15 protein-coding genes are annotated in these 20,502 nt (G+C 49.8%); all 15 read left to right on the top strand.

The window, feature by feature from the left end:
* The first annotated feature begins 101 nt into the window (after window positions 1–101).
* Window positions 102–1,385 (top strand): ABC transporter substrate-binding protein, encoded by a 1,284-nt coding sequence (locus BGM23_RS18275; protein ID WP_029726628.1) that lies wholly within the window; start codon window positions 102–104, stop codon window positions 1,383–1,385.
* Entirely contained in the window at window positions 1,382–2,311 is a 930-nt protein-coding gene (locus BGM23_RS18270; protein ID WP_003233835.1) for a carbohydrate ABC transporter permease, read from the top strand. The genes BGM23_RS18275 and BGM23_RS18270 overlap by 4 nt, the downstream gene beginning before the upstream one ends.
* A gap of 3 nt (window positions 2,312–2,314) precedes the next feature.
* A complete protein-coding gene (locus BGM23_RS18265) occupies window positions 2,315–3,205 on the top strand; it encodes a carbohydrate ABC transporter permease (protein ID WP_046664339.1) in 891 nt (296 codons plus the stop codon).
* 15 nt (window positions 3,206–3,220) lie between these two features.
* Entirely contained in the window at window positions 3,221–4,255 is a 1,035-nt protein-coding gene (gene yesR / locus BGM23_RS18260) for a rhamnogalacturonyl hydrolase YesR (RefSeq protein ID WP_038428562.1), read from the top strand.
* 22 nt (window positions 4,256–4,277) lie between these two features.
* Complete coding sequence (gene yesS / locus BGM23_RS18255; protein ID WP_046664338.1) at window positions 4,278–6,563, top strand: transcriptional regulator YesS; 2,286 nt, start codon at window positions 4,278–4,280, stop codon at window positions 6,561–6,563.
* A 13-nt stretch (window positions 6,564–6,576) separates the two neighbouring features.
* On the top strand, window positions 6,577–7,275 hold the full coding sequence (gene rhgT / locus BGM23_RS18250) for a rhamnogalacturonan acetylesterase (RefSeq protein ID WP_080477801.1): 699 nt from the start codon (window positions 6,577–6,579) through the stop codon (window positions 7,273–7,275).
* Window positions 7,268–7,930 (top strand): YesU family protein, encoded by a 663-nt coding sequence (locus BGM23_RS18245; RefSeq protein WP_029726631.1) that lies wholly within the window; start codon window positions 7,268–7,270, stop codon window positions 7,928–7,930. Before rhgT ends, BGM23_RS18245 begins: the two co-directional genes overlap by 8 nt.
* Window positions 7,927–8,553, top strand: coding sequence for a YesL family protein (locus tag BGM23_RS18240; protein ID WP_029726632.1), 627 nt, complete (start codon window positions 7,927–7,929; stop codon window positions 8,551–8,553). Before BGM23_RS18245 ends, BGM23_RS18240 begins: the two co-directional genes overlap by 4 nt.
* A 138-nt stretch (window positions 8,554–8,691) precedes the next feature.
* Window positions 8,692–10,536, top strand: a complete 1,845-nt coding sequence (gene rhgW / locus BGM23_RS18235; protein ID WP_029726633.1) for a rhamnogalacturonan lyase — start codon at window positions 8,692–8,694, stop codon at window positions 10,534–10,536.
* A gap of 46 nt (window positions 10,537–10,582) precedes the next feature.
* Window positions 10,583–12,421, top strand: a complete 1,839-nt coding sequence (gene rhgX / locus BGM23_RS18230) for a rhamnogalacturonan exolyase (RefSeq protein WP_046664337.1) — start codon at window positions 10,583–10,585, stop codon at window positions 12,419–12,421.
* Between the two features lie 157 nt (window positions 12,422–12,578).
* Entirely contained in the window at window positions 12,579–13,232 is a 654-nt protein-coding gene (locus BGM23_RS18225) for a rhamnogalacturonan acetylesterase (protein ID WP_046664336.1), read from the top strand.
* Window positions 13,233–13,239: 7 nt separating this feature from the next.
* Window positions 13,240–15,231, top strand: a complete 1,992-nt coding sequence (gene yesZ / locus BGM23_RS18220; RefSeq protein WP_046664335.1) for a beta-galactosidase YesZ — start codon at window positions 13,240–13,242, stop codon at window positions 15,229–15,231.
* Window positions 15,232–15,274: 43 nt separating this feature from the next.
* Window positions 15,275–17,848: an exo-rhamnogalacturonan lyase family protein gene (locus BGM23_RS18215; protein WP_046664334.1), complete on the top strand. Its 2,574-nt coding sequence runs from the start codon at window positions 15,275–15,277 to the stop codon at window positions 17,846–17,848.
* 121 nt (window positions 17,849–17,969) lie between these two features.
* Complete coding sequence (locus tag BGM23_RS18210) at window positions 17,970–19,478, top strand: extracellular solute-binding protein (protein WP_046664333.1); 1,509 nt, start codon at window positions 17,970–17,972, stop codon at window positions 19,476–19,478.
* A gap of 54 nt (window positions 19,479–19,532) precedes the next feature.
* Window positions 19,533–20,489, top strand: coding sequence for an ABC transporter permease (locus BGM23_RS18205; RefSeq protein WP_017695596.1), 957 nt, complete (start codon window positions 19,533–19,535; stop codon window positions 20,487–20,489).
* Window positions 20,490–20,502 lie beyond the last annotated feature (13 nt).

The raw sequence follows: 20,502 nt of genomic DNA, 5'->3' as shown, positions 1-20,502 counted from the left end.
ATCTCTGTTTTTTTGACTTTCGCCACTGTTTTTTGAGTGTTTCGCCCTATCCGAACGCTTTAAAATAAAATGTAAGCACTTACATTAAAGGGGGGATTGGTTTGAAGAAGATTTGTTACGTGCTGTTATCCCTTGTCTGCGTCTTTTTTTTCAGCGGATGTTCAGCGGGTGAAGAGGCCTCGGGAAAAAAAGAAGACGTTACACTCAGAATCGCGTGGTGGGGCGGGCAGCCAAGGCATGATTATACAACAAAGGTAATTGAACTTTACGAGAAAAAGAATCCGCACGTCCATATTGAAGCGGAATTTGCGAACTGGGATGACTACTGGAAAAAGCTCGCGCCCATGTCTGCCGCCGGCCAGCTTCCGGATGTCATTCAAATGGATACCGCTTACTTAGCCCAATACGGAAAGAAGAACCAGCTGGAGGATTTAACGCCGTATACAAAGGATGGAACGATTGACGTCAGTTCAATCGACGAGAATATGCTGTCAGGCGGAAAAATCGACAATAGGCTTTATGGATTTACGCTAGGTGTCAACGTGCTGTCTGTGATTGCCAATGAAGATTTGCTGAAAAAAGCCGGTGTGTCTATCAATCAGGAAAACTGGACGTGGGAGGATTACGAGAAGCTGGCGTATGATCTTCAGGAAAAAGCCGGTGTCTACGGTTCCAACGGAATGCATCCGCCTGATATTTTCTTCCCTTATTATTTGCGCACAAAGGGTGAGCGCTTTTATAAAGAAGACGGCACTGGCCTCGCGTATCAAGATGATCAGCTGTTTGTCGATTACTTTGAACGGCAGCTGAGGCTGGTGAAAGCGAAAACGTCCCCAACACCTGATGAAAGCGCACAGATTAAAGGGATGGAAGACGATTTTATCGTCAAAGGCAAGTCAGCGATTACATGGAACTACTCCAATCAATATTTGGGCTTTGCCCGGCTGACAGACTCGCCGCTGTCTCTCTATCTGCCGCCGGAGCAAATGAAGGAAAAGGCGCTGACATTGAAGCCGAGTATGCTGTTTTCCATTCCGAAAAGCTCTGAGCATAAAAAAGAGGCAGCGAAATTTATTAATTTCTTCGTGAATAATGAGGAAGCGAACCAGCTGATTAAAGGCGAGCGAGGCGTTCCAGTCTCCGACAAGGTGGCGGATGCGATTAAACCGAAGCTGAATGAGGAAGAAGCCAACATCGTGGAGTATGTAGAAACCGCGTCAAAAAACATCAGCAAAGCCGATCCGCCAGAGCCTGTGGGAAGCGCGGAGGTCATCAAGCTGCTGAAGGATACGTCAGATCAGATTCTGTATCAGAAGGTATCGCCGGAAAAAGCCGCCAAAACGTTCCGAAAAAAGGCCAATGAGATATTAGAGAGGAATAATTGACGGGAAATGGGGCTGACGCAATGAAAAAAAGCCGGAGTATAAGAAAAGACAATCTGGCGGGATATGCTTTTATTTCTCCGTTTATCATCGGGTTCCTATGCTTTACGGTGATCCCGATGGGGGCGTCCCTGTTTCTGTCCTTCACGAGCTATGACTTGTTTACGGCGCCGAAATGGATCGGGCTCGACAACTTTAAGGAAATGTTTACGGGTGACGAAAAGTATTGGCAGTCTCTGAAGGTGACATTTACGTATGTGCTTGCCGGGGTTCCGCTCCGCCTCGGCTTCGCGCTTTTTATCGCTGTCATTTTAAACAATGCAGCAAAAGGAACGGCCATTTACAGAACGCTCTTTTATCTGCCTTCGATCATCGGCGGGAGCGTCGCCGTGGCAATTATGTGGCGCAATATTTTTGGCAATGACGGGGTCATCAATGCGCTGCTGTTTTTTGTCGGGATTGATCAAAAAATTCTTTGGTACCAGAATCCGACAAGTGCGCTGTGGACATTGATTCTGCTGTCCGTCTGGCAGTTCGGGTCGTCAATGCTGATTTTTCTGGCCGGGCTGAAAAACATTCCGTCTTCGTATTTGGAAGCGGCAAGTGTGGATGGGGCAAATCGGGTGCAGCGTTTCTTCAAGATCACGCTTCCGATCCTTACACCGATTATTTTCTTTAACCTAGTGATGCAGACGATTTCTGCTTTTATGACATTTACACCTGCCTATATCATTTCGAAGGGCGAGGGCGGGCCGCTTGACGGGACACTTCTCTATTCGCTCTATTTGTTCCAGCGGGCGTTTAACTATTTTCAAATGGGCTACGCATCGGCGATGGCGTGGGTCATGCTTGTCATTGTCGGGCTGATTACGCTCATATTGTTTAAAACATCGTCATATTGGGTTCATTACGAGTCAAAGGAGGAATGACGGATGGAGCCGGTCAACCAGCCTGTCAGAGAAGTCCCGGTTTTTGAGAGAAAAAAAGTCGGGCGCGTCAGGCCCAACCGCATACTGTTCCATGTTTTTACGGCAACGCTGGCGGTGTTGCTGCTGTACCCGGTTATTTGGCTGTTTGTCAGCTCGTTTAAAGAAAGCGCCAGTATTTTTACAACCTCACATTCTCTCATTCCCGACCCTTTTATTCTCAGTAACTATGCTGAAGGGTGGAAGGGTATCGCGGGACAGCCGTTTCTGACGTTTATTAAAAACTCGGCGATTATTGTCGGACTGTCAACAATCGGTGCCGTCCTGTCATCGGCTGTCATTGCGTACGGATTTGCGCGTATACCGTTTAAGGGAAAAAAATTTTGGTTTGCATGCATGATGGGGACGTTAATGCTGCCTCATGAAGTGTTGATGATTCCGCAGTATATTATGTTTGCGAAATTAGACTGGCTGAATTCCTTTAAACCAATTGTCGTTCCGCAATTTTTCGGGCATGCGTTTTTTATCTTTCTGATGATCCAGTTTATCCGGACGATTCCCGAGGAGCTGGATGAAGCCGCGCGAATCGACGGATGCGGGCGCTTTGCCTGCTTTTGGCGAATCATTCTCCCGCTGATTGCCCCCGCGCTTGCGACGTCTGCGATTTTCTCCTTCTATTGGAAGTGGGAGGAGCTGATTCAACCGCTTTTGTATTTGAATAAGCCGGAGCTTTATCCTGTTTCACTTGCGCTGAAGCTTTTTCTCGATACAGAGTCGGCTTCGAACTGGGGCGCGATGTTTGCCATGTCGGCCGTCTCGTTATTGCCTGTGATTCTTGTTTTCTTTTTGTTTCAGAAATATATCGTTCAGGGCATCAGTACGACCGGATTAAAATAAAAAGGAGTGTTGCAGATGGCACAGCTTATCTTTGATGAAGAAAAGGTGACGTCCGTCATTGATCGGATCGTGAAACGGACATTTCAGATGGATTTTGCGTGGGATTGGCCGGGCGGCGTCGCGTTTTACGGCGTGGCGGAGGCCTATGAAGCGACGGAAAACGAGGAATATATCAATCTGTTAAAAACATGGGTGGATGAACAGCTGGAGGATGGGCTGCCGCCGCTTTCAATTAACGGAGTTTCCATCGGGCATACGCTTTTGTTCCTCCACAAGGTGACGGGTGATGACGTGTATTTGGAAACAGCGGCCGAGATGGCGGAATATGTGCTGCATAAGGCGCCGCGCTTTGGCGAGGGTATCCTTCAGCATACGGTGAATGCGGCAGAATATGTGTTTCCTGAGCAGGCATGGGCGGATACGCTGATGATGGCTGGGCTGTTTATGCTGAGAATTGGGCGGATCATGGAGCGTGAGGATTATTTTGAAGACGGCCTGCGCCAGTTTCACGGACATGAGGATGTGCTTCAGGACCCTGTCACGAATTTGTACTACCACGCCTGGGACAACAAAGCGCAAAATCATCTGTCGGGGATTTATTGGGGCAGGGCGAACGGCTGGGCGGCACTCACGATGGCAAAGGCGCTCCCGCTCATTGAGGTGACACATCCTTCCTTTATGATCATCGACGGATCGCTCAGAGACCAGCTGAGCGCGCTTGTCCGGCTTCAGGATGAATCAGGGCTGTGGCATACGATTTTGGATGATCCGGATTCTTATCTGGAGGTTTCGGCATCAGCGGGTATTGCTTCTGCTTTGATATCGAGCGGAAAGCTGTATACAAAATATGTGCAGAAATCGCTTGCCGCCATTTTGGATGCGGTGGAAGAGGACGGACGGGTCAGCAAGGTATCTGCCGGGACAGCTGTCATGAAAAATGCCGAAGGATACAAACAGGTGCCTTACAAACGAATACAAGGATGGGGGCAGGGACTTGCGCTGACGTTTCTTGCTGATGTTTTGAAAACGAAAAAACGCGTGTATCAGTAAAGACAGCGGCGGGGGGAAAGGGATGAAAAAACAGCCTCAACAGAAGGAACGGGTTTCTCGCTGGAAGGGAACGTATTTCAAAAGAAACTTTGTCTTCATTTTGCTGATTGCCTGTATTCCCGGATTGCTGACTGGCGGCGCAATCTACTTTCTTTCGATCGACAAGGTGGAGAAAGAGCTGCAGAGATCGCATGAAACTCAGGTGGCGCGTGAGGTCAGCCGAATGGATGAGAAGCTGGGAGTGCTTGAACTGGCACTCACCCAGATGGCCTACGATTCTTCACTGATGAACGGATTGGCCGAGAGGGATTTGGAGAAAGACTTTACGTTCTCCTATCAATTAACGAAAAAGCTGTTTCTTTTGCGGGACCAGCAGCCGCTGATCAAGCAGGCTTCCATCTTTCTGAACAGCCCCCGGCCACTTGTGCTGAGCCCTGAATACAGCGCTTTGACAGAACAGGAGGCGCTTCGCAAGTATCGCTCGCTGCTTGCCTCAGACCACAGCATTTATTGGAAACGGTCGAGAAACCAAGCGATGCTGATCCAGCTCATTCCGGGCGCGGCGGAGAAACCGTTCGGCGCGATCATGCTGGCGGTTGATCCGAAAGAAATGGAATCAATCCTGCAAAGCTTGTCCCCCTATCCTGATAGCAGTGCGCTGCTTTTAGATCAAAATCGAGAGGTGCTGTTTCATGAGGGGGAAAAAGATTTTGAAAAGACTTTACTTCATGAGATAAAAAAACAGCCTGCTGAGAAAGGTCATTTTCAGATGGAATGGGAAGGCAAGGTGTATTCTGTCTCCTTTGGAGAAATGAACCGGATGCATCAGCAATGGACCTTTGTGTCAGCGGCGCCTCTTTCAGCTATTACAGCGCCGATGGTGTTTTTATCAAAAGTGATCATCGTGATGCTGGTCATTTGCATCGGTTTGGCGGTATGCATGACATGGTATGCATCAAAAAAAATCTATCGTCCCATTCAGCATTTGCTTGGCTTGTTTACCGGTGGAGAGAAGAAAGTATGGCAGGCGTCCGGGCAGGATGAATTCAAGTGGATTGAAAAGAGATGGCAGGATCTATCCCTTGAAAGCCGGAAGCTCCAAGAGCAGCTCCTGCGGCAGACGCCCCATATGAAAAAGAGTTTTTTGCAGCACCTCTTGCAGGGGGATTTTTACTATGACAACGAGGACAGTCTCAGATCTCGGATGGAGGAGGCTGGCTGGAACATCGGCGGAAACGTGTTTCATGTGCTTGATCTGCAGGTGACAGGGCTCCGTTGTGAAAAAAGCATCTTCCGTGAAGGTGATGAACAGCTTGCCGTGTTTACCCTGACCAATCTGGCTGAGGAATTGGCGACCAAACGCGTTTTTCAGCTCTCTATACTTGATATCGGCCGGCTTTCTGTCACCATTCTTGTGATGAAAACAAACAGCTCTGATCTGAAGGCGTATATAACGGAGCTGGCACGCCAATTTGGGGATGTAACCGGACTATGTCTGACCTCGACATTGAGCAGCAAAACGGAGCGTATCACGGAAATCCCTTCTTTATTTCAGAATGTGAAAAGCGGCAAATCCCGCAGGAAGTTTGCTAACCGGGATCAGGTCATTGATTTGCAGGCCGACTTCCCTCAGGATGAGCAGTTCGCTCCTTATTACCCTTTTGAGCTGGAAAAACAAATTGTTCAGGCCATCCGGCTGGAAAGAAAACAGGAAGCCAAGGAACTGATAGATGGATGTATGAGGGAACTGGCGGAAAAGGCAGCCATAGACAGGCATGTGCATTCCGCCCTGATTCAGCTGTTTTCCCGCATTCAGGAGGATATTTTGCATTCCGGGCTCAATCCCAGCGAATTATTTCAGCACCGGAATCCGTTTCTTGATATTTCAGAATTGCGCGAACCTAATGAAGCGGCGGCCTGGCTGATGGTTGTAGTGGTGACGCCTTACCTTTCCAAGCTTGAGGGCAGAAAAAACAGACAGCAAAAGCAGCTGGCAGAACGTGTGATTGCGATGATTCACGAACAGTATATGGCGGACATTTCATTGGAAAGCTGTGCCGATGCGCTTGGCATGAATTCATATACGTTAAGCAAGGCATTTAAGCAAGTGACCGGCATTAATTTTATCGATTATGTGACCCAGATCAGAATCGAAAAGGCGAAAGAACTGCTGGTCAATACGAATAAAAAAATTCATGACGTGTCAGAAGAAGTCGGCTACCGCCACAATTACTTTAACCGGATTTTTAAAAAACAGGTCGGCATGCCGCCGGGTGTCTTCAGGCAAATGTATCAGGAAACGCCGTGAAAGGAGAGAACATGTGATGAAAAAACCGATTCAAGTATTTTTAGCGGGAGATTCCACTGTGAGTGACTGCCCGCCTCATGAAGCGCCGATGGCGGGGTGGGGGCAGGTATTCGGGCAATTGTTTTCTGAAGGTGTGCTGGTCCGCAATCATGCCAAAGGTGGAGCGAGCACCAATTCTTTTGTGGAGGAAGGAAGGCTTCAAGCAATTGCCGAACGCATCACACAAGGCGATTATTTGTTGATTCAATTCGGCCACAATGACCAAAAACCGCGGGGGACGAAGCCGTACTCCACATTTCAGCAGTTTCTTACCTTGTTTGCAGATACGGCACGCGAAAAGGGCGCGCATCCTGTGTTCGTCACATCGGTGCAGCGCCGCCGCTTTGATGAAAACGGACGGATCGAGCATACGCTCGGTGAGTATCCCGATGCGATGAAAGCACTGGCGAAGGAGCTCGATGTACCTGTGATTGATCTGCTTGCGAAAACAAAGGTGCTGTATGAAGCATACGGGCCGGAGGAGTCGAAGCGATTGTTCGTTTGGTTTCAGCCGAATGAACATCCGAATTACCCGGACGGCATTGAGGACAATACGCATTTTTCGGAAGAAGGTGCAATGGAGGTTGCGAAGCTTGTGGCAGAAGGCATTGAAGAGCTCGGACTTCCGCTTAAGGACCATCTTGTGAGCCGGGAGGGGAAAGAACATGTATAAGGAAGGCGCGTGCCTGTACCACAATCCGCTCCGGTCAGTTAGTGATGTAAAGGACTGGCGGATGGAGGGAGGCGGACAGATCTCATTTGACGATCACAGCTTGCACCTGTCACATGTCCAGGACGAAGCGCACTTTGTCTTTTGGTGTCCGGAAACCTTTCCAGACGGCATCATTGTGACATGGGACTTCTCTCCGATCGAGCAGCCGGGATTGTGTATGCTGTTTTTTTCTGCTGCGGGAATGGGAGGCGAGGATTTGTTTGATCCAAGTCTCCAGAAAAGAACGGGAAAATACCCCGAGTATCATTCGGGGGACATCAACGCTCTCCACCTGTCGTATTTCCGCAGAAAATACGCGGGGGAAAGAGCGTTCCGCACCTGCAATTTAAGAAAAAGCCGCGGTTTCCACCTCGCCGCAATGGGGGCCGATCCGCTGCCTTCTCCAGACGACGCTGATTCTCCGTATCGTATGAAGCTGATCAAAGACAAAGGCTATGTGCACTTTTCAATCAATGGTCTGCCCATTCTTGAGTGGATGGACGACGGCAGCACATATGGGCCTGTGTTAACAAAAGGAAAAATCGGGTTCCGGCAGATGGCCCCCATGAAAGCAGCTTACAGGGATTTTGCCGTACATCAAGCGGTGAGAAGATGAAGACGACTGTAACGGACGCGCTTTATGCAGGCTGCGAAGCGGTGGTGAAAATAGCATGGCTCAACGGGCTGTGGCTGTTGTTTACACTTTTGGGCGGCGTTCTTTTCGGATGGGCGCCGAGCACAGCCGCGATGTGTGCCGTTATAAGGAAATGGCTGATGGGGCAAAAGGATGTCCTGATATTTCCGTTATTTCTCGATACCTATAAAAAAGAGTTTCTCAAGGTTAATGCGATCGGATTGGCGTTTTCGGCTCTTTTGTTCATATTGTCCGCGAACTATCATTATTTTTCTGCCAGTACGGATTGGCTGTCCTTTGCCGTAACAAGCTGCACGCTGCTTGCAGGGCTTTTGTATATCATCGCGCTGATGTATGTGTTTCCCCTTTATGTGCATTACCAGCTCCCGCTTCGCAAATATATACCGCAGGCACTGCTGTTTGGCGCCATGAGACCGCTGACAACTGGCTGTATGCTGATCGGGTGCGGATTTGTCCTTTATTTGCTGTATACGCTTCCTGGCCTGATCCCATTTTACGGCCCGTGTTTATTTGGGCTTGTGTTGATGTTTTTTGCTCTTAGGGGATTTCAAAAGACGGAGGCCCAGCACCATCAAGCCGGGTAACAAAAAAATGACAAATACGCAAAAAAGTGCAGTGTCCGAAATAGGCAGATGCAAAAAAGTGAAATTGAAGACAGCTCACACAGCGCATAAAATCCAATTTAAGTAAGCGCTTACAGATAAATGAGAAGGAGCTGTCTGATGATTACACGAAGGAAACGCATGTTTACCGCTGTTACGTTGCTGGTCTTGTTGGTGATGGGAACCTCTGTATGTCCTGTGAAAGCTGAAGGGGCAGCGCGGCAGATGGAAGCGCTGAACCGGGGGCTTGTAGCGGTCAAGACGGACGGGGGCATTTTTGTCAGCTGGCGGTTTCTTGGAACTGAAAACGCATCTGTTTTGTTCAATGTGTACAGAGACGGGCAAAAACTGAATGCTGCGCCTGTCAAAACCACGAACTATGTGGATAAAAACGGATCGGCGGGCTCAACGTATAGGGTTCGGGCTGTTGTAAACGGTACCGAACAGCCGGCTTCTGAAAAAGCCTCCGTATGGGCGCAGCCGTATCATTCCGTCCCGCTGGATAAACCGGCTGGCGGCACGACGCCAAAGGGTGAAGCTTACACGTACAGCGCTAATGACGCAAGTGTTGGCGATGTGGATGGTGACGGGCAATACGAGCTGATCCTGAAATGGGACCCGTCTAACTCAAAAGACAATTCACAGGATGGCTATACGGGTGACGTGCTGATTGACGCGTATAAACTGGACGGCACAAAGTTATGGCGGATCAATCTCGGCAAAAACATCAGAGCGGGCGCGCACTACACCCAGTTTATGGTGTATGACCTTGATGGTGACGGAAAAGCAGAAGTGGCAATGAAAACGGCAGACGGGACAAAAGACGGCACGGGCAAAGTAATTGGAGATGCCAATGCAGATTACAGAAATGAACAGGGGCGTGTGCTTTTAGGCCCTGAATATCTCACTGTGTTTCAAGGTTCAACCGGGAAAGAGCTTGTCACCGCAAATTTTGAACCGGCGCGCGGCAATGTGTCGGATTGGGGAGACAGCTACGGCAACCGTGTTGACCGTTTTCTCGCCGGCATTGCCTACCTTGATGGACAGAGGCCGAGCCTGATCATGACCAGAGGGTATTACGCTAAAACCATGCTAGTTGCCTATAACTTCAGGGATGGAAAGCTGTCAAAGCTTTGGACGCTGGACTCCTCAAAGTCAGGAAATGAAGCGTTTGCCGGACAGGGGAATCACAACATGAGCATCGCGGACGTTGACGGGGATGGAAAAGATGAGATTATTTTCGGCTCAATGGCTGTTGATCATGACGGGAAAGGCATGTACTCGACCGGCTTAGGCCATGGGGATGCCCTCCATACAGGAGATCTTGATCCGGGACGGCCGGGGCTTGAGGTGTTTCAAGTACATGAGGACAAAAATGCAAAATACGGCTTATCTTTCCGGGATGCTGCAACCGGAAAAATCCTTTGGGGCGTTTATGCCGGCAAGGATGTAGGCCGGGGAATGGCTGCTGATATTGACCCGCGTTATCCGGGACAGGAGGTGTGGGCAAACGGTTCTCTCTACTCGGCGAAAGGGGTCAAAATCGGAAGCGGGGTTCCGTCCTCGACCAACTTCGGCATCTGGTGGGACGGCGATCTGCTCCGGGAACAGCTGGACAGCAACCGAATTGATAAGTGGGATTATCAAAACGGCGTATCGAAAAATGTGCTGACTGCATCAGGCGCAGCGGCTAACAACGGCACAAAAGCAACACCGGCGCTTCAGGCTGATCTGCTCGGTGACTGGCGCGAGGAAGTGGTGTGGAGAACGGAGGACAGCAGTGCACTGCGCATTTACACGACGACCATTCCGACTGAGCACAGGCTGTATACGCTGATGCACGATCCGGTGTACCGGCTTGGCATCGCCTGGCAAAATGTCGCCTATAACCAGCCGCCGCACACAAGCTTCTTTTTAGGAGACGGCATGGCGGAACAGCCAAAACCGAATATGTATACGCCTTAACTGAAAGGGGGAAGGAACGGGCTGCGCGCAGCCCGTTCCCATTAAAATGAAACCAAAAAAGAGGCAAATGGAATACCTGACCAGAGGTTTGATTGCGGTAAAGACAGAACAGGGCGTGTTTGTCAGCTGGCGTTTTCTCGGCACGGATCATGAGACGACGGCTTTTCACCTTTATCGGGATGGAAAGCGGATCACCCGCGATCCAATCGCTGAAAGCACTAATTTTCTCGATCAAAACGGAACGGCTGACTCTGTTTATCAAGTGGCGGCTGTCAATAAAGGACGGGAAGAAAAGCTTTCCAAGGAAGCTCGAGTTTGGCAGGAAAATGTCCTGGAGGTTCCGCTTGCCAAACCGGAAGGCGGTGTGACGCCGGACGGAAAGCCGTACACTTACAGCGCCAATGATGCCAGTGTCGGGGATGTAGACGGGGATGGAGAATATGAAATCATCCTGAAGTGGGACCCGTCCAATTCAAAAGACAACGCTCATGACGGTTATACCGGGGAGGTGCTCATAGATGCCTATAAACTGGACGGCACCTTTTTGTGGCGCATCAACCTCGGCAGAAACATCAGGGCGGGCGCTCATTACACGCAATTTATGGTGTATGACCTTGACGGTGACGGAAAAGCAGAAATCGCCATGAAAACAGCTGACGGCACAACAGACGGGAAAGGACATATCATCGGTGATGAGCAGGCCGATTTTAGAAACGAACAGGGCAGAATTTTGTCCGGCCCGGAATATTTGACGGTGTTTAAAGGAGAAACCGGTGAGGCGCTCACGACCGTGGAATATGAACCGCCCCGCGGCAAGCTGGAGGATTGGGGAGACGGATATGGAAACCGGATGGACCGTTTTCTCGCTGGAATCGCTTATTTGGATGGGGAGCGGCCGAGCCTTGTAATGGCACGCGGCTACTATACGAGAGCCGTGCTCGTGGCATACGATTTCAGAAACGGAAGGCTCAAAAAACGCTGGGTATTTGACTCCAACCAGCCGGGACATGAAGCATACGCAGGACAGGGGAACCACAGCTTGAGCGTGGCGGATGTCGATGGAGACGGAAAGGATGAAATCATATACGGCGCAATGGCGGTCGATCATGACGGAACCGGCCTGTACTCAACGGGGCTCGGGCACGGAGACGCGATGCATGTAGGGGATCTGGACCCGTCACGAAAAGGGCTTGAAGTGTTCCAGGTACATGAGGACGCCACGAAGCCGTACGGACTGTCACTGCGAGATGCCGGAACCGGTGAGATATTATGGGGCGTCCATGCTGGAACTGACGTTGGCCGGGGCATGGCAGCTCATATTGATCCAAGCTACAAAGGGTCGCTCGTCTGGGGAATTGATCCGCCGGGCAATGATGGCATGTCGTATGGGCTTTTCACGAGCAAAGGCGAAAAAATCAGCGACAAAGCGCCCGCTTCAGCCAATTTCGCCATCTGGTGGGACGGTGATTTGGTCAGAGAACTGCTTGATCATGACTGGGACGGAACGATCGGCAGGCCAAAGATTGAAAAATGGGATGCTGAAAACGGCTGTCTGAAGACGATATTTCAGCCGGTTGGCGTGCTGTCCAACAACGGCACGAAAGGAAACCCGGTTCTTCAGGCCAACCTGTTCGGAGACTGGCGGGAAGAAGTGATATGGAGAACGGAAGACAGCAGCGCGCTCCGTATCTATACAACGACACATCTCACCCGCCACCGCTTTTACACGCTGATGCATGATCCGGTTTACAGGCTCGGCATCGCCTGGCAGAATACCGCCTACAACCAGCCGCCGCACACGAGCTTTTACCTCGGAACGGGAATGAAAAAACCGCCGAAGCCCGCCCTGTACATAGCGGGAAGTAAAGCGGAGGCACCGCTGTAGGAGGACTAAGGGATAAGACGCAAAGGCTGAACGCTACGACAAGATGATTAACGAACGGGCAGGACGAACCAATGCTCAAGCGCTGTACGCACCGGTCTTTTTCAAGGGAAGAGCTATCCGTGATGGAAGCTGTATAAAAAACGAGGGGGAATGAAAAATGGCAAATCATATTTATCTTGCCGGCGATTCGACTGTTCAAACGTATGGAGACAGCACAAATCAAGGGGGCTGGGGGCAGTTTCTCGGCTCGCATCTGCCGGAGCATATTCAAGTGATCAACAGAGCGATCGGGGGAAGAAGCTCGAAAACATTTGTGGAAGAGGGCAGGCTTCAGGCAATCCTCGATGTGATTGAGCCGGATGATTGGCTGTTCGTGCAGATGGGCCATAATGACGCGTCAAAAAATAAGCCGGAGCGCTACACCGAGCCCTATACTACTTATAAACAATATTTAAAGCAGTATATCGCAGGCGCGCGGGAAAAAGGCGCCCATCCGCTTCTCATTACCCCCGTAGCCCGCTTTCATTACGAAAACGGCGTGTTTTTGAACGATTTTCCTGATTACTGCATTGCCATGAAGCAGACGGCTGAAGAGGAGAATGTCCAGCTCATTGATCTGATGGAGAAAAGTCTCGCTTTCTTTACTGAGAAGGGCGAGGAAAAAGTGTACACCTATTTTATGATTTCAGAAGGGATTAATGATTACACGCATTTTACAAAAAAAGGCGCAAATGAAATGGCGAAACTTGTGGTAAAAGGCATAAAGGAGCTCGGCCTGCCATTGACAGAATCGATCATCAAAGAAAGGTGAAAATGGGATGAGAAAACTGTATCATGGCGCTTGCTATTATCCGGAATTATGGGATGAAGAGACGATTCAGCAGGACATTGACATCATGCGTGAAGTTGGCGTAAATGTTGTGCGGATCGGCGAATTTGCCTGGTCTGTCATGGAACCTGAAGAAGGAAAAATTGACGTCGGTTTTTTCAAAGAAATCATCGCCCGGCTGTATGAAAGCGGGATCGAAACGATTATGTGCACGCCGACGCCTACCCCGCCAATTTGGTTCTCACACGGCCGGCCCGAACGCATGCATGTCAATGAAAAAAGAGAGATCATGGGGCATGGCTCCCGTCAGCATGCCTGTACGAACAACCCGTATTTCCGAAAAAAAGCCGCCATCATCACCACAGCCATCGCCAAGGAGCTTGGCCGGCTCCCGGGGCTGATCGGATGGCAGCTAGACAATGAGTTTAAATGCCATGTTGCAGAATGCATGTGTGAGACATGTTTGCGCTTATGGCATGACTGGCTCAAAAATCGCTACGGGGTGATTGAGCGCTTGAATGAAGCTTGGGGAACCGATGTGTGGAGCGAAACCTATCAGACGTTTGAGCAAGTCCCGCAGCCGGGACCGGCCCCGTTTCTGCATCACGCTTCTCTAAGCACCATGTATCAGCTGTTTTCGATGGAGATGATCGCTTCGTTTGCGGATGAACAGGCCAAAATCATCCGCTGCTATTCAGATGCGCCGATCACGCATAACGGATCAGTCATGTTCAGCGTGGACAATGAGCGAATGTTTCAGAATCTCGATTTTGCCTCCTATGACACGTACGCTTCGCAGGAAAACGCCTCTGCCTTTTTATTGAACTGTGATTTATGGAGAAATCTGAAACAGGGGCGCCCGTTTTGGATTTTGGAAACGAGTCCGTCGTATGCCGCCTCGCTTGAAAGCTCCGCTTACCCGCACGCAGACGGGTATTTGCAGGCCGAAGCCGTATCGTCCTACGCCTTAGGAAGCCAGGGATTTTGCTACTGGCTATGGCGACAGCAGCGTTCAGGCAGCGAGATTTCCCACGGTTCGGTTCTCAGTGCCTGGGGCGAACCCGCCATTGGCTACCAAAATGTGCTGGCGGTTGAGCGGGCAAGAAAGGAAATCGAGCCTATTATTCTATCGACTGAACCCGTTCAAGCCGAGGCGGCGATGACTTACTCTGACAGAGCAAAAGCATTTATTAAAACTGAGCCTCACCGGGGACTCCGGCATCGTTCGCTTGTGACGCATTTTTATGAACGTATTCTCAACACGGGGATTCACCGTGACCTTATTCCGGAAGGCGCTCCACTGGACGGCTATCGCTTGCTGTTTACGCCATTTGTGCCGTATTTGTCTTCTGAATTTATCAAAAAAGCTTCGGCATTCGCTGAAGCGGGCGGCATCTGGATCACGGGGCCGCTGACAGGAGGGCGCACATGCGAGCATACCATTCATACCGATTGCGGACTTGGCGAACTTGAGAAAACGTCAGGGATCAAAACACTTTTTACCTTTCCGATGAATGAGAACGTGAATACAGGAAAAGCGTTTGGCATCACGGCGCCGCTCGGACTATGGAGCGCGGTGTTTGACACAGAGAGCGGAAACACCCTTGGCACGGTTGAATCAGGACCGGGGGCGGGCCATGCATTTCTGACGGAACGGAATTACGGCGAGGGGAAAATTGTCATGCTGGGCTCGCTTCCATCCGGGAAAGAAGGGGATGCGATGCTGGAAGCGCTCGTTAGGCATTACGCGGAGGAAGCTGTTATTTCCAGCCGGTCGGATGTTACGCCCGGCACAATCGTTGCCCCGCGCAAAGGCGATAACGGCCTTGTGTGGATCATCGTGAATATGGATGGAAAAGGAGGAAGTGTGACACTGCCGGAAGCGGGAACAGATCTGTTGACGCACCGCTTGGAAAAGGCGGGGAGGCTGGCGGTCGGACCGCATGAATACCGTGTGATTCAATTTGACAATCCCAGCTGATTCTTTGCATCGAATCAGCTTTTTTCTATGGAGGGAGAGACCGATGAAAAAGATCAAATGGTTATCAGGACAGCCAAAGGTGATAAGCGGTGTGACGTGGGGCGTGCCATGGAAAAAAGGAGAATTAAAAAAGGGTGACCGTCTGGCGCTTATGAATGAAAACGCGGAAACGCGATATGTGCAAAGCGAACCGTCGGCCTATTGGCCGGACGGGAGCATCAAGTGGACGAAGCACGCGGCGGTGTTTGGCGGTCAGGAAAACCAAAGCTTTACAGTGCACAAAAGAGAAGTGCCGCAGCCAACTGAATCGCTCAGCATTCATGAGACAGAGCATGATATCCAAGTGGATACAGGAGCACTCGTTTGTACCATTCATAAAACAGGATCTGATTTCATTCAATCATTCCAGATCAATGGAAAGCCGATCGCCGCAGGCGGGAGGCTCGTTGCCATAAGAGAAACGAGAAAAGAGTCGGCGGTGGAAACGGTTCTATTTCAAGAAGCATCTGTCAGCTTTATCAAACGGGCGACGATTGAGCAGAGTGGTCCTGTCAAAGCAGTAGTCAAAATCGAGGGAGTGCATGTGCTCCATAAAACGAATGAAGAATGGCTGCCGTTTGTCATCCGATTGGTGTTTTATGCCGGGCTGTCTGAGATCGGCCTTGTGCACACGCAGCTGATTGACAGGAACGGTAAACAAGAATTCATTAAGGGGCTCGGCATCGAATTTGACCTTTTTTTGGAGGGGGAGCCGTACAACCGCCATTTCCGCTTTGCGGCAGAGAAGGGGATGTACAAAGAACCCGCCCAGCTGTTTGGCACACGTAAATTCAATGAACGGTATCCGCTTTATGAAAAACAAATCAATGGCGAAACACTGTCACCAGATGAAGAGCATAAGGAATGGTTTGCACATGGCACACAGAATGCGGTTTGGGACGATGTGAAGCTTGTTCAGGATTCAAGCGATCATTACAGCCTGTCAAAACGGACCGGAAAAGATTATGCGTGGGTTGGAATGCTGCATGGCAGCCGGGCGAAGGGGCTTTGCTATGCGGGCGGAGAAAATGGCGGTGTGGCTCTCGGCCTGCGGTATTTCTTTGAGAAATACCCTTCAGCACTGGAAATCACAGGTCTTGCCGGCAGCCGCCCCAAAATGACCGTCTGGCTTTGGCCCCCGGACGGCGAAGCGATGGATTTGCGGCATTATACAGGAAACACCCACGTGGCCAGCGCGTATGAAGGCTTTGATGAAATGCGCTCTGATCCGACAGGCATTGCGAACACAAATGAAATAAGCCTGGCGTGCTTTTCGCACATGCCGTCTGACGAAGTCCTCAATGCACTCGCTGACAAATGGCAGGCGCCGCCGCTCATTGTATGCGAGCCGGACGTCTATTACGAATCAAAAGCACTCGGGGTTTGGAGCATCATTGACACATCCCATCCGCTCAAAAAAGAGCTGGAAGAACAGCTCGATGCGGCCTTTCTGTTTTATAAAAAGGAAGTAGAGCAACGCAGATGGTACGGTTTTTGGCATTATGGCGATGTCATGCATACGTATGACCCGATCCGGCATATGTGGCGGTACGATCTCGGTGGATACGCATGGCAAAACAATGAGCTCGTTCCGACCCTATGGCTGTGGCAGGCGTTTTTCCGCTCAGGCAGAGAGGATATCTTTCGCATGGCAGAAGCCATGACCCGCCATACGAGCGAAACGGACAGCTTTCACCTCGGTGAATACGCCGGGCTTGGTTCACGGCATAACGTTGTGCACTGGGGATGCGGCTGCAAGGAAGCGAGAATCAGCATGGCCGGGCTTTATAAATTCTATTATTATCTGACGAGTGATGAGCGGACGGGAGATCTTTTGACAGAAGTGAAGGATGCCGATTATGCCCTCGTCAAAACCGATCCGATGCGCGCTTTTTACGAGAAAGGCAAGCACCCGACTCACGCCAGAACGGGACCGGACTGGGCGGCGTTTTGCTCGAACTGGCTGGCGGAATGGGAGCGGACCGAAAATCCGGAATATCTCAAAAAAATCGAAACGGGAATCAACTGTCTGAAGCGGCTGCCGCTCCGCTTATTATCTGGCCCGACATTTGAATATGATCCGGCGACCTCGATGCTTCATCATATGGGAGACGGCATTGCGGGCGGATATCATATGATCATTGCCTTCGGCGCGCCGCAAGTGTGGATGGAGCTGGCTGAGCTTCTTGATGACTGGGAATGGGAGGATATGCTGAGTGAATTCGGCGAATTTTACACACTAAGTGATGAGGAAAAACGAAAAAAAAGCGGAGGCGCTCTTCATGACGGGCATTTTCACTGGCCGATGTTCGCCGCCAGTATGACAGCCTACGCCGCAAGAAAAAAACAAGATCCTCATCTCGCCGCCAAAGCGTGGAATCTTTTGCTAGAAGATAAGCTCAGCCATACGCCGCTTCCGATCAAACCAGAGCGCATCGAGACATGGACGCAGCTAGAGGAGCTTCCATGGGTGACAACGAACACTGTCTCTCAATGGTGTTTAAATGTCATAGCGGCGCTGGAACTGATCGGAGATTCCCTTCCGGCAAAAAAAGAAACATCGGGCAAAAAAGGATAACAGCCGGAATTTCATAGGAGAAATGGTGCAAAAAATGAAGATTGCAAGAATTTATGTAAGCGCTTTATATTGAGAGGGGCAAAGGGGAAATGCAAATTGAAAAAAGGGGGACTTACGCAACATGAAAATAAGAATGCGAAAAAAATGGATGGCCTTGCCGCTTGCTGCCATGATGATCGCCGGATGCAGCCATTCGGAAACATCCAATTCAGCAAGCGGTTCGAAAGATACGATCAAAATTATGGCGCCGCTTTTATCGCCGGAAAGCCCGAGTGATAAGAGCCCTTCATTAAAAGCGCTCGAAAAATACACAGGCAAAGAGATTAAGGTCACATGGGTGCCTGATTCATCCTACAACGACAAATTCAACATCGTCATGGCTTCAGGAGAGATGCCTCACGCGATTGTCATTAAAGATAAGTCAGCCGGCTTTATCAAGTCTGTCAAAGCAGGGGCGTTTTGGGAGCTGTCTCCTTATTTAAAAGACTACAAGAATTTAAGCCAGGCAGATGAAAAGATTTTGAAGAACAGCTCGGTGAACGGCGAGGTGTACGGAATCTATAGAACGAGGGATCTGATCAGGGCGTGTATGATCATCAGAACCGACTGGCTGAAAAATGTCGGTCTGGATATGCCGGAAACGCTTGATGATTTCTATGAAGTGCTGAAAGCCTTTAAGGAAAAAGATCCTGACGGAAACGGCAAGGATGATACGTACGGCATGGTCGTGCCGAAATGGATGGGACTCGGCAACGGAAGCCCATGGGATGTTCTGCAAATCTGGTTCGGCGCTCCGAACCGCTACGGTGTTGAAAACGGAAAGCTGATTCCGGATTTTACAACGAAGGAATACATGGATGCGCTCACGTTTTTTAAAAAGCTCTATGATGAGGGATTGATTAATAAGGACTTTGCTGTCATGGATTCTGCGAAGTGGAATGATCCGGTTGTAAAAGGAAAAGCGGGTGTCATCGTTGATACAGGCTCAAGAGCGTCTCAAATCCAAAGCGCGATGGAGGAGGCGGATGAGTCGAACAAGGATATCATTGATATCGTCGGCTCGCTTGAGGGACCGAATGGCAAGCGCACCTTCCCGACATCTGGTTATTCAGGCATGATCACGATACCAAAATCAAGCGTCAAAACCGAAAAAGAGCTGAAAGAGGTGCTGTCCTTCCTCGATAAGATGAATGATAAGGAAGCGCAGATTCTCACGAACAACGGAGTGAAGGGCCGCAATTACGAGCTCAAGGACGGCGTATTCACCTCACTTGAAAAAAACAATAAATCTCTCCTGTATGAGCATGAAGGCTTGGCACAGTTCAGCATGTCGATTCCGAAAAGCGAGTATTACATCGAAGACCAGAAAACCAAGCTCTTCCAGCATCGCAAGGACATCATAACCGAAGGAGAAAAAATAGCCGTCTTTAACCCGGCTGAGTCGCTTGTATCTGATGTCTATACCCAAAAAGGAGCCCAGCTTGACAACATCATCCTCGACGCGAGAACACAATTTATCATTGGAGAAATTGATGAAAAAGGGTTCGCTGATGCGGTGGAGCTTTGGAAAAAAAGCGGCGGCAATGAACTGATGAAGGACTTGAACAAATTGTACCAATCGTCAAAATAAACCGATGCGCCTGCCGTTCGGCGGGCGCCCCGGTAACATGAAAGGAGAACAGATATGGAAACAGTGCCGAAGAAGGGAGATGCACCTGTTCTCACCGCTGGAAAAGGCATCAGCTGGATGGCTGCGCTCAAACGGGACAAATGGCTTTATCTTCTTCTTATTCCCGGTCTGCTTTATTTCTTGATTTTCAAATACTTGCCGATGTGGGGTGTGCTGATCGCTTTTAAAGACTATTCGCCATATCTCGGCTTCTGGAAAAGCGAATGGGTCGGCTTTGATTATTTCAAAGACTTTTTTATGAATCCGGATTTTTTCCGGCTGCTGCGCAACACCCTCATGCTGGCGAGTCTGGATCTTTTGTTTGCCTTTCCCGCGCCTCTCATTTTGGCCCTGCTTTTGAATGAGGTAAGAAAGGCCGTGTATAAAAGATGTATCCAAACCTTTATTTACGTACCACATTTTGTATCATGGACAATTGTGGTCAGCATCACCTTCGTTTTTTTTACTGTCGATACAGGTGTGATCAACAAAATGATCATGAGCCTGACAGGTGAGCAGATTTCTTTCTTGTCGGATGCAGACTGGTTCCGGCCGATGATTGTGATGCAAAGCATTTGGAAGGAAACAGGCTGGGGAACGATTCTATTTTTGGCAGCGCTTGCTACGGTTGATCAAGAGCAGTATGAAGCGGCCATCATGGACGGAGCGGGACGGTTCAGGAGAATGTGGCATATTACGCTGCCGGCGATCAGAAGCACCATTATCGTTTTGTTGATTTTAAGAATCGGCAGCTTTTTGAATCTTGGCTTTGAACAGGTGTATTTGATGACGAACTCACTCAACCGCAGTGTGGCTGACATCTTCGACACGTATGTGTACATGATGGGGATTACCCAAGGGGCGTATAGCTACAGCACGGCGGTCGGTTTGTTTAAATCAGTTGTCGGGATTATCTTGATTTTTGGCGCCAATTACATTGCGAAAAAGTTTGATCAGGAAGGGTTGTTTTAGAGGAGGGAGAGGT

The sequence above is a fragment of the Bacillus sp. FJAT-14266 genome (genome assembly GCF_001719225.1).
Taxonomy (GTDB): Bacteria; Bacillota; Bacilli; order Bacillales; family Bacillaceae; genus Bacillus; species Bacillus subtilis.
Note: the sequence above shows the minus strand (reverse complement) of the source record. Positions and strands in the feature narration are given on the sequence as shown.

Excerpts from the sequence above, each read along its gene's own strand:
- rhgW (WP_029726633.1), top strand. The coding sequence starts at position 8,692 with ATGATTACACGAAGGAAACGCATGTTTACCGCTGTTACGTTGCTGGTC.
- BGM23_RS18215 (WP_046664334.1), top strand. The coding sequence starts at position 15,275 with ATGAAAAAGATCAAATGGTTATCAGGACAGCCAAAGGTGATAAGCGGT.
- BGM23_RS18240 (WP_029726632.1), top strand. The coding sequence starts at position 7,927 with ATGAAGACGACTGTAACGGACGCGCTTTATGCAGGCTGCGAAGCGGTG.
- BGM23_RS18210 (WP_046664333.1), top strand. The coding sequence starts at position 17,970 with ATGAAAATAAGAATGCGAAAAAAATGGATGGCCTTGCCGCTTGCTGCC.
- BGM23_RS18225 (WP_046664336.1), top strand. The coding sequence starts at position 12,579 with ATGGCAAATCATATTTATCTTGCCGGCGATTCGACTGTTCAAACGTAT.
- BGM23_RS18245 (WP_029726631.1), top strand. The coding sequence starts at position 7,268 with ATGTATAAGGAAGGCGCGTGCCTGTACCACAATCCGCTCCGGTCAGTT.
- yesZ (WP_046664335.1), top strand. The coding sequence starts at position 13,240 with ATGAGAAAACTGTATCATGGCGCTTGCTATTATCCGGAATTATGGGAT.
- rhgX (WP_046664337.1), top strand. The coding sequence starts at position 10,583 with ATGAAACCAAAAAAGAGGCAAATGGAATACCTGACCAGAGGTTTGATT.
- BGM23_RS18205 (WP_017695596.1), top strand. The coding sequence starts at position 19,533 with ATGGAAACAGTGCCGAAGAAGGGAGATGCACCTGTTCTCACCGCTGGA.
- yesS (WP_046664338.1), top strand. The coding sequence starts at position 4,278 with ATGAAAAAACAGCCTCAACAGAAGGAACGGGTTTCTCGCTGGAAGGGA.
- yesR (WP_038428562.1), top strand. The coding sequence starts at position 3,221 with ATGGCACAGCTTATCTTTGATGAAGAAAAGGTGACGTCCGTCATTGAT.
- BGM23_RS18265 (WP_046664339.1), top strand. The coding sequence starts at position 2,315 with ATGGAGCCGGTCAACCAGCCTGTCAGAGAAGTCCCGGTTTTTGAGAGA.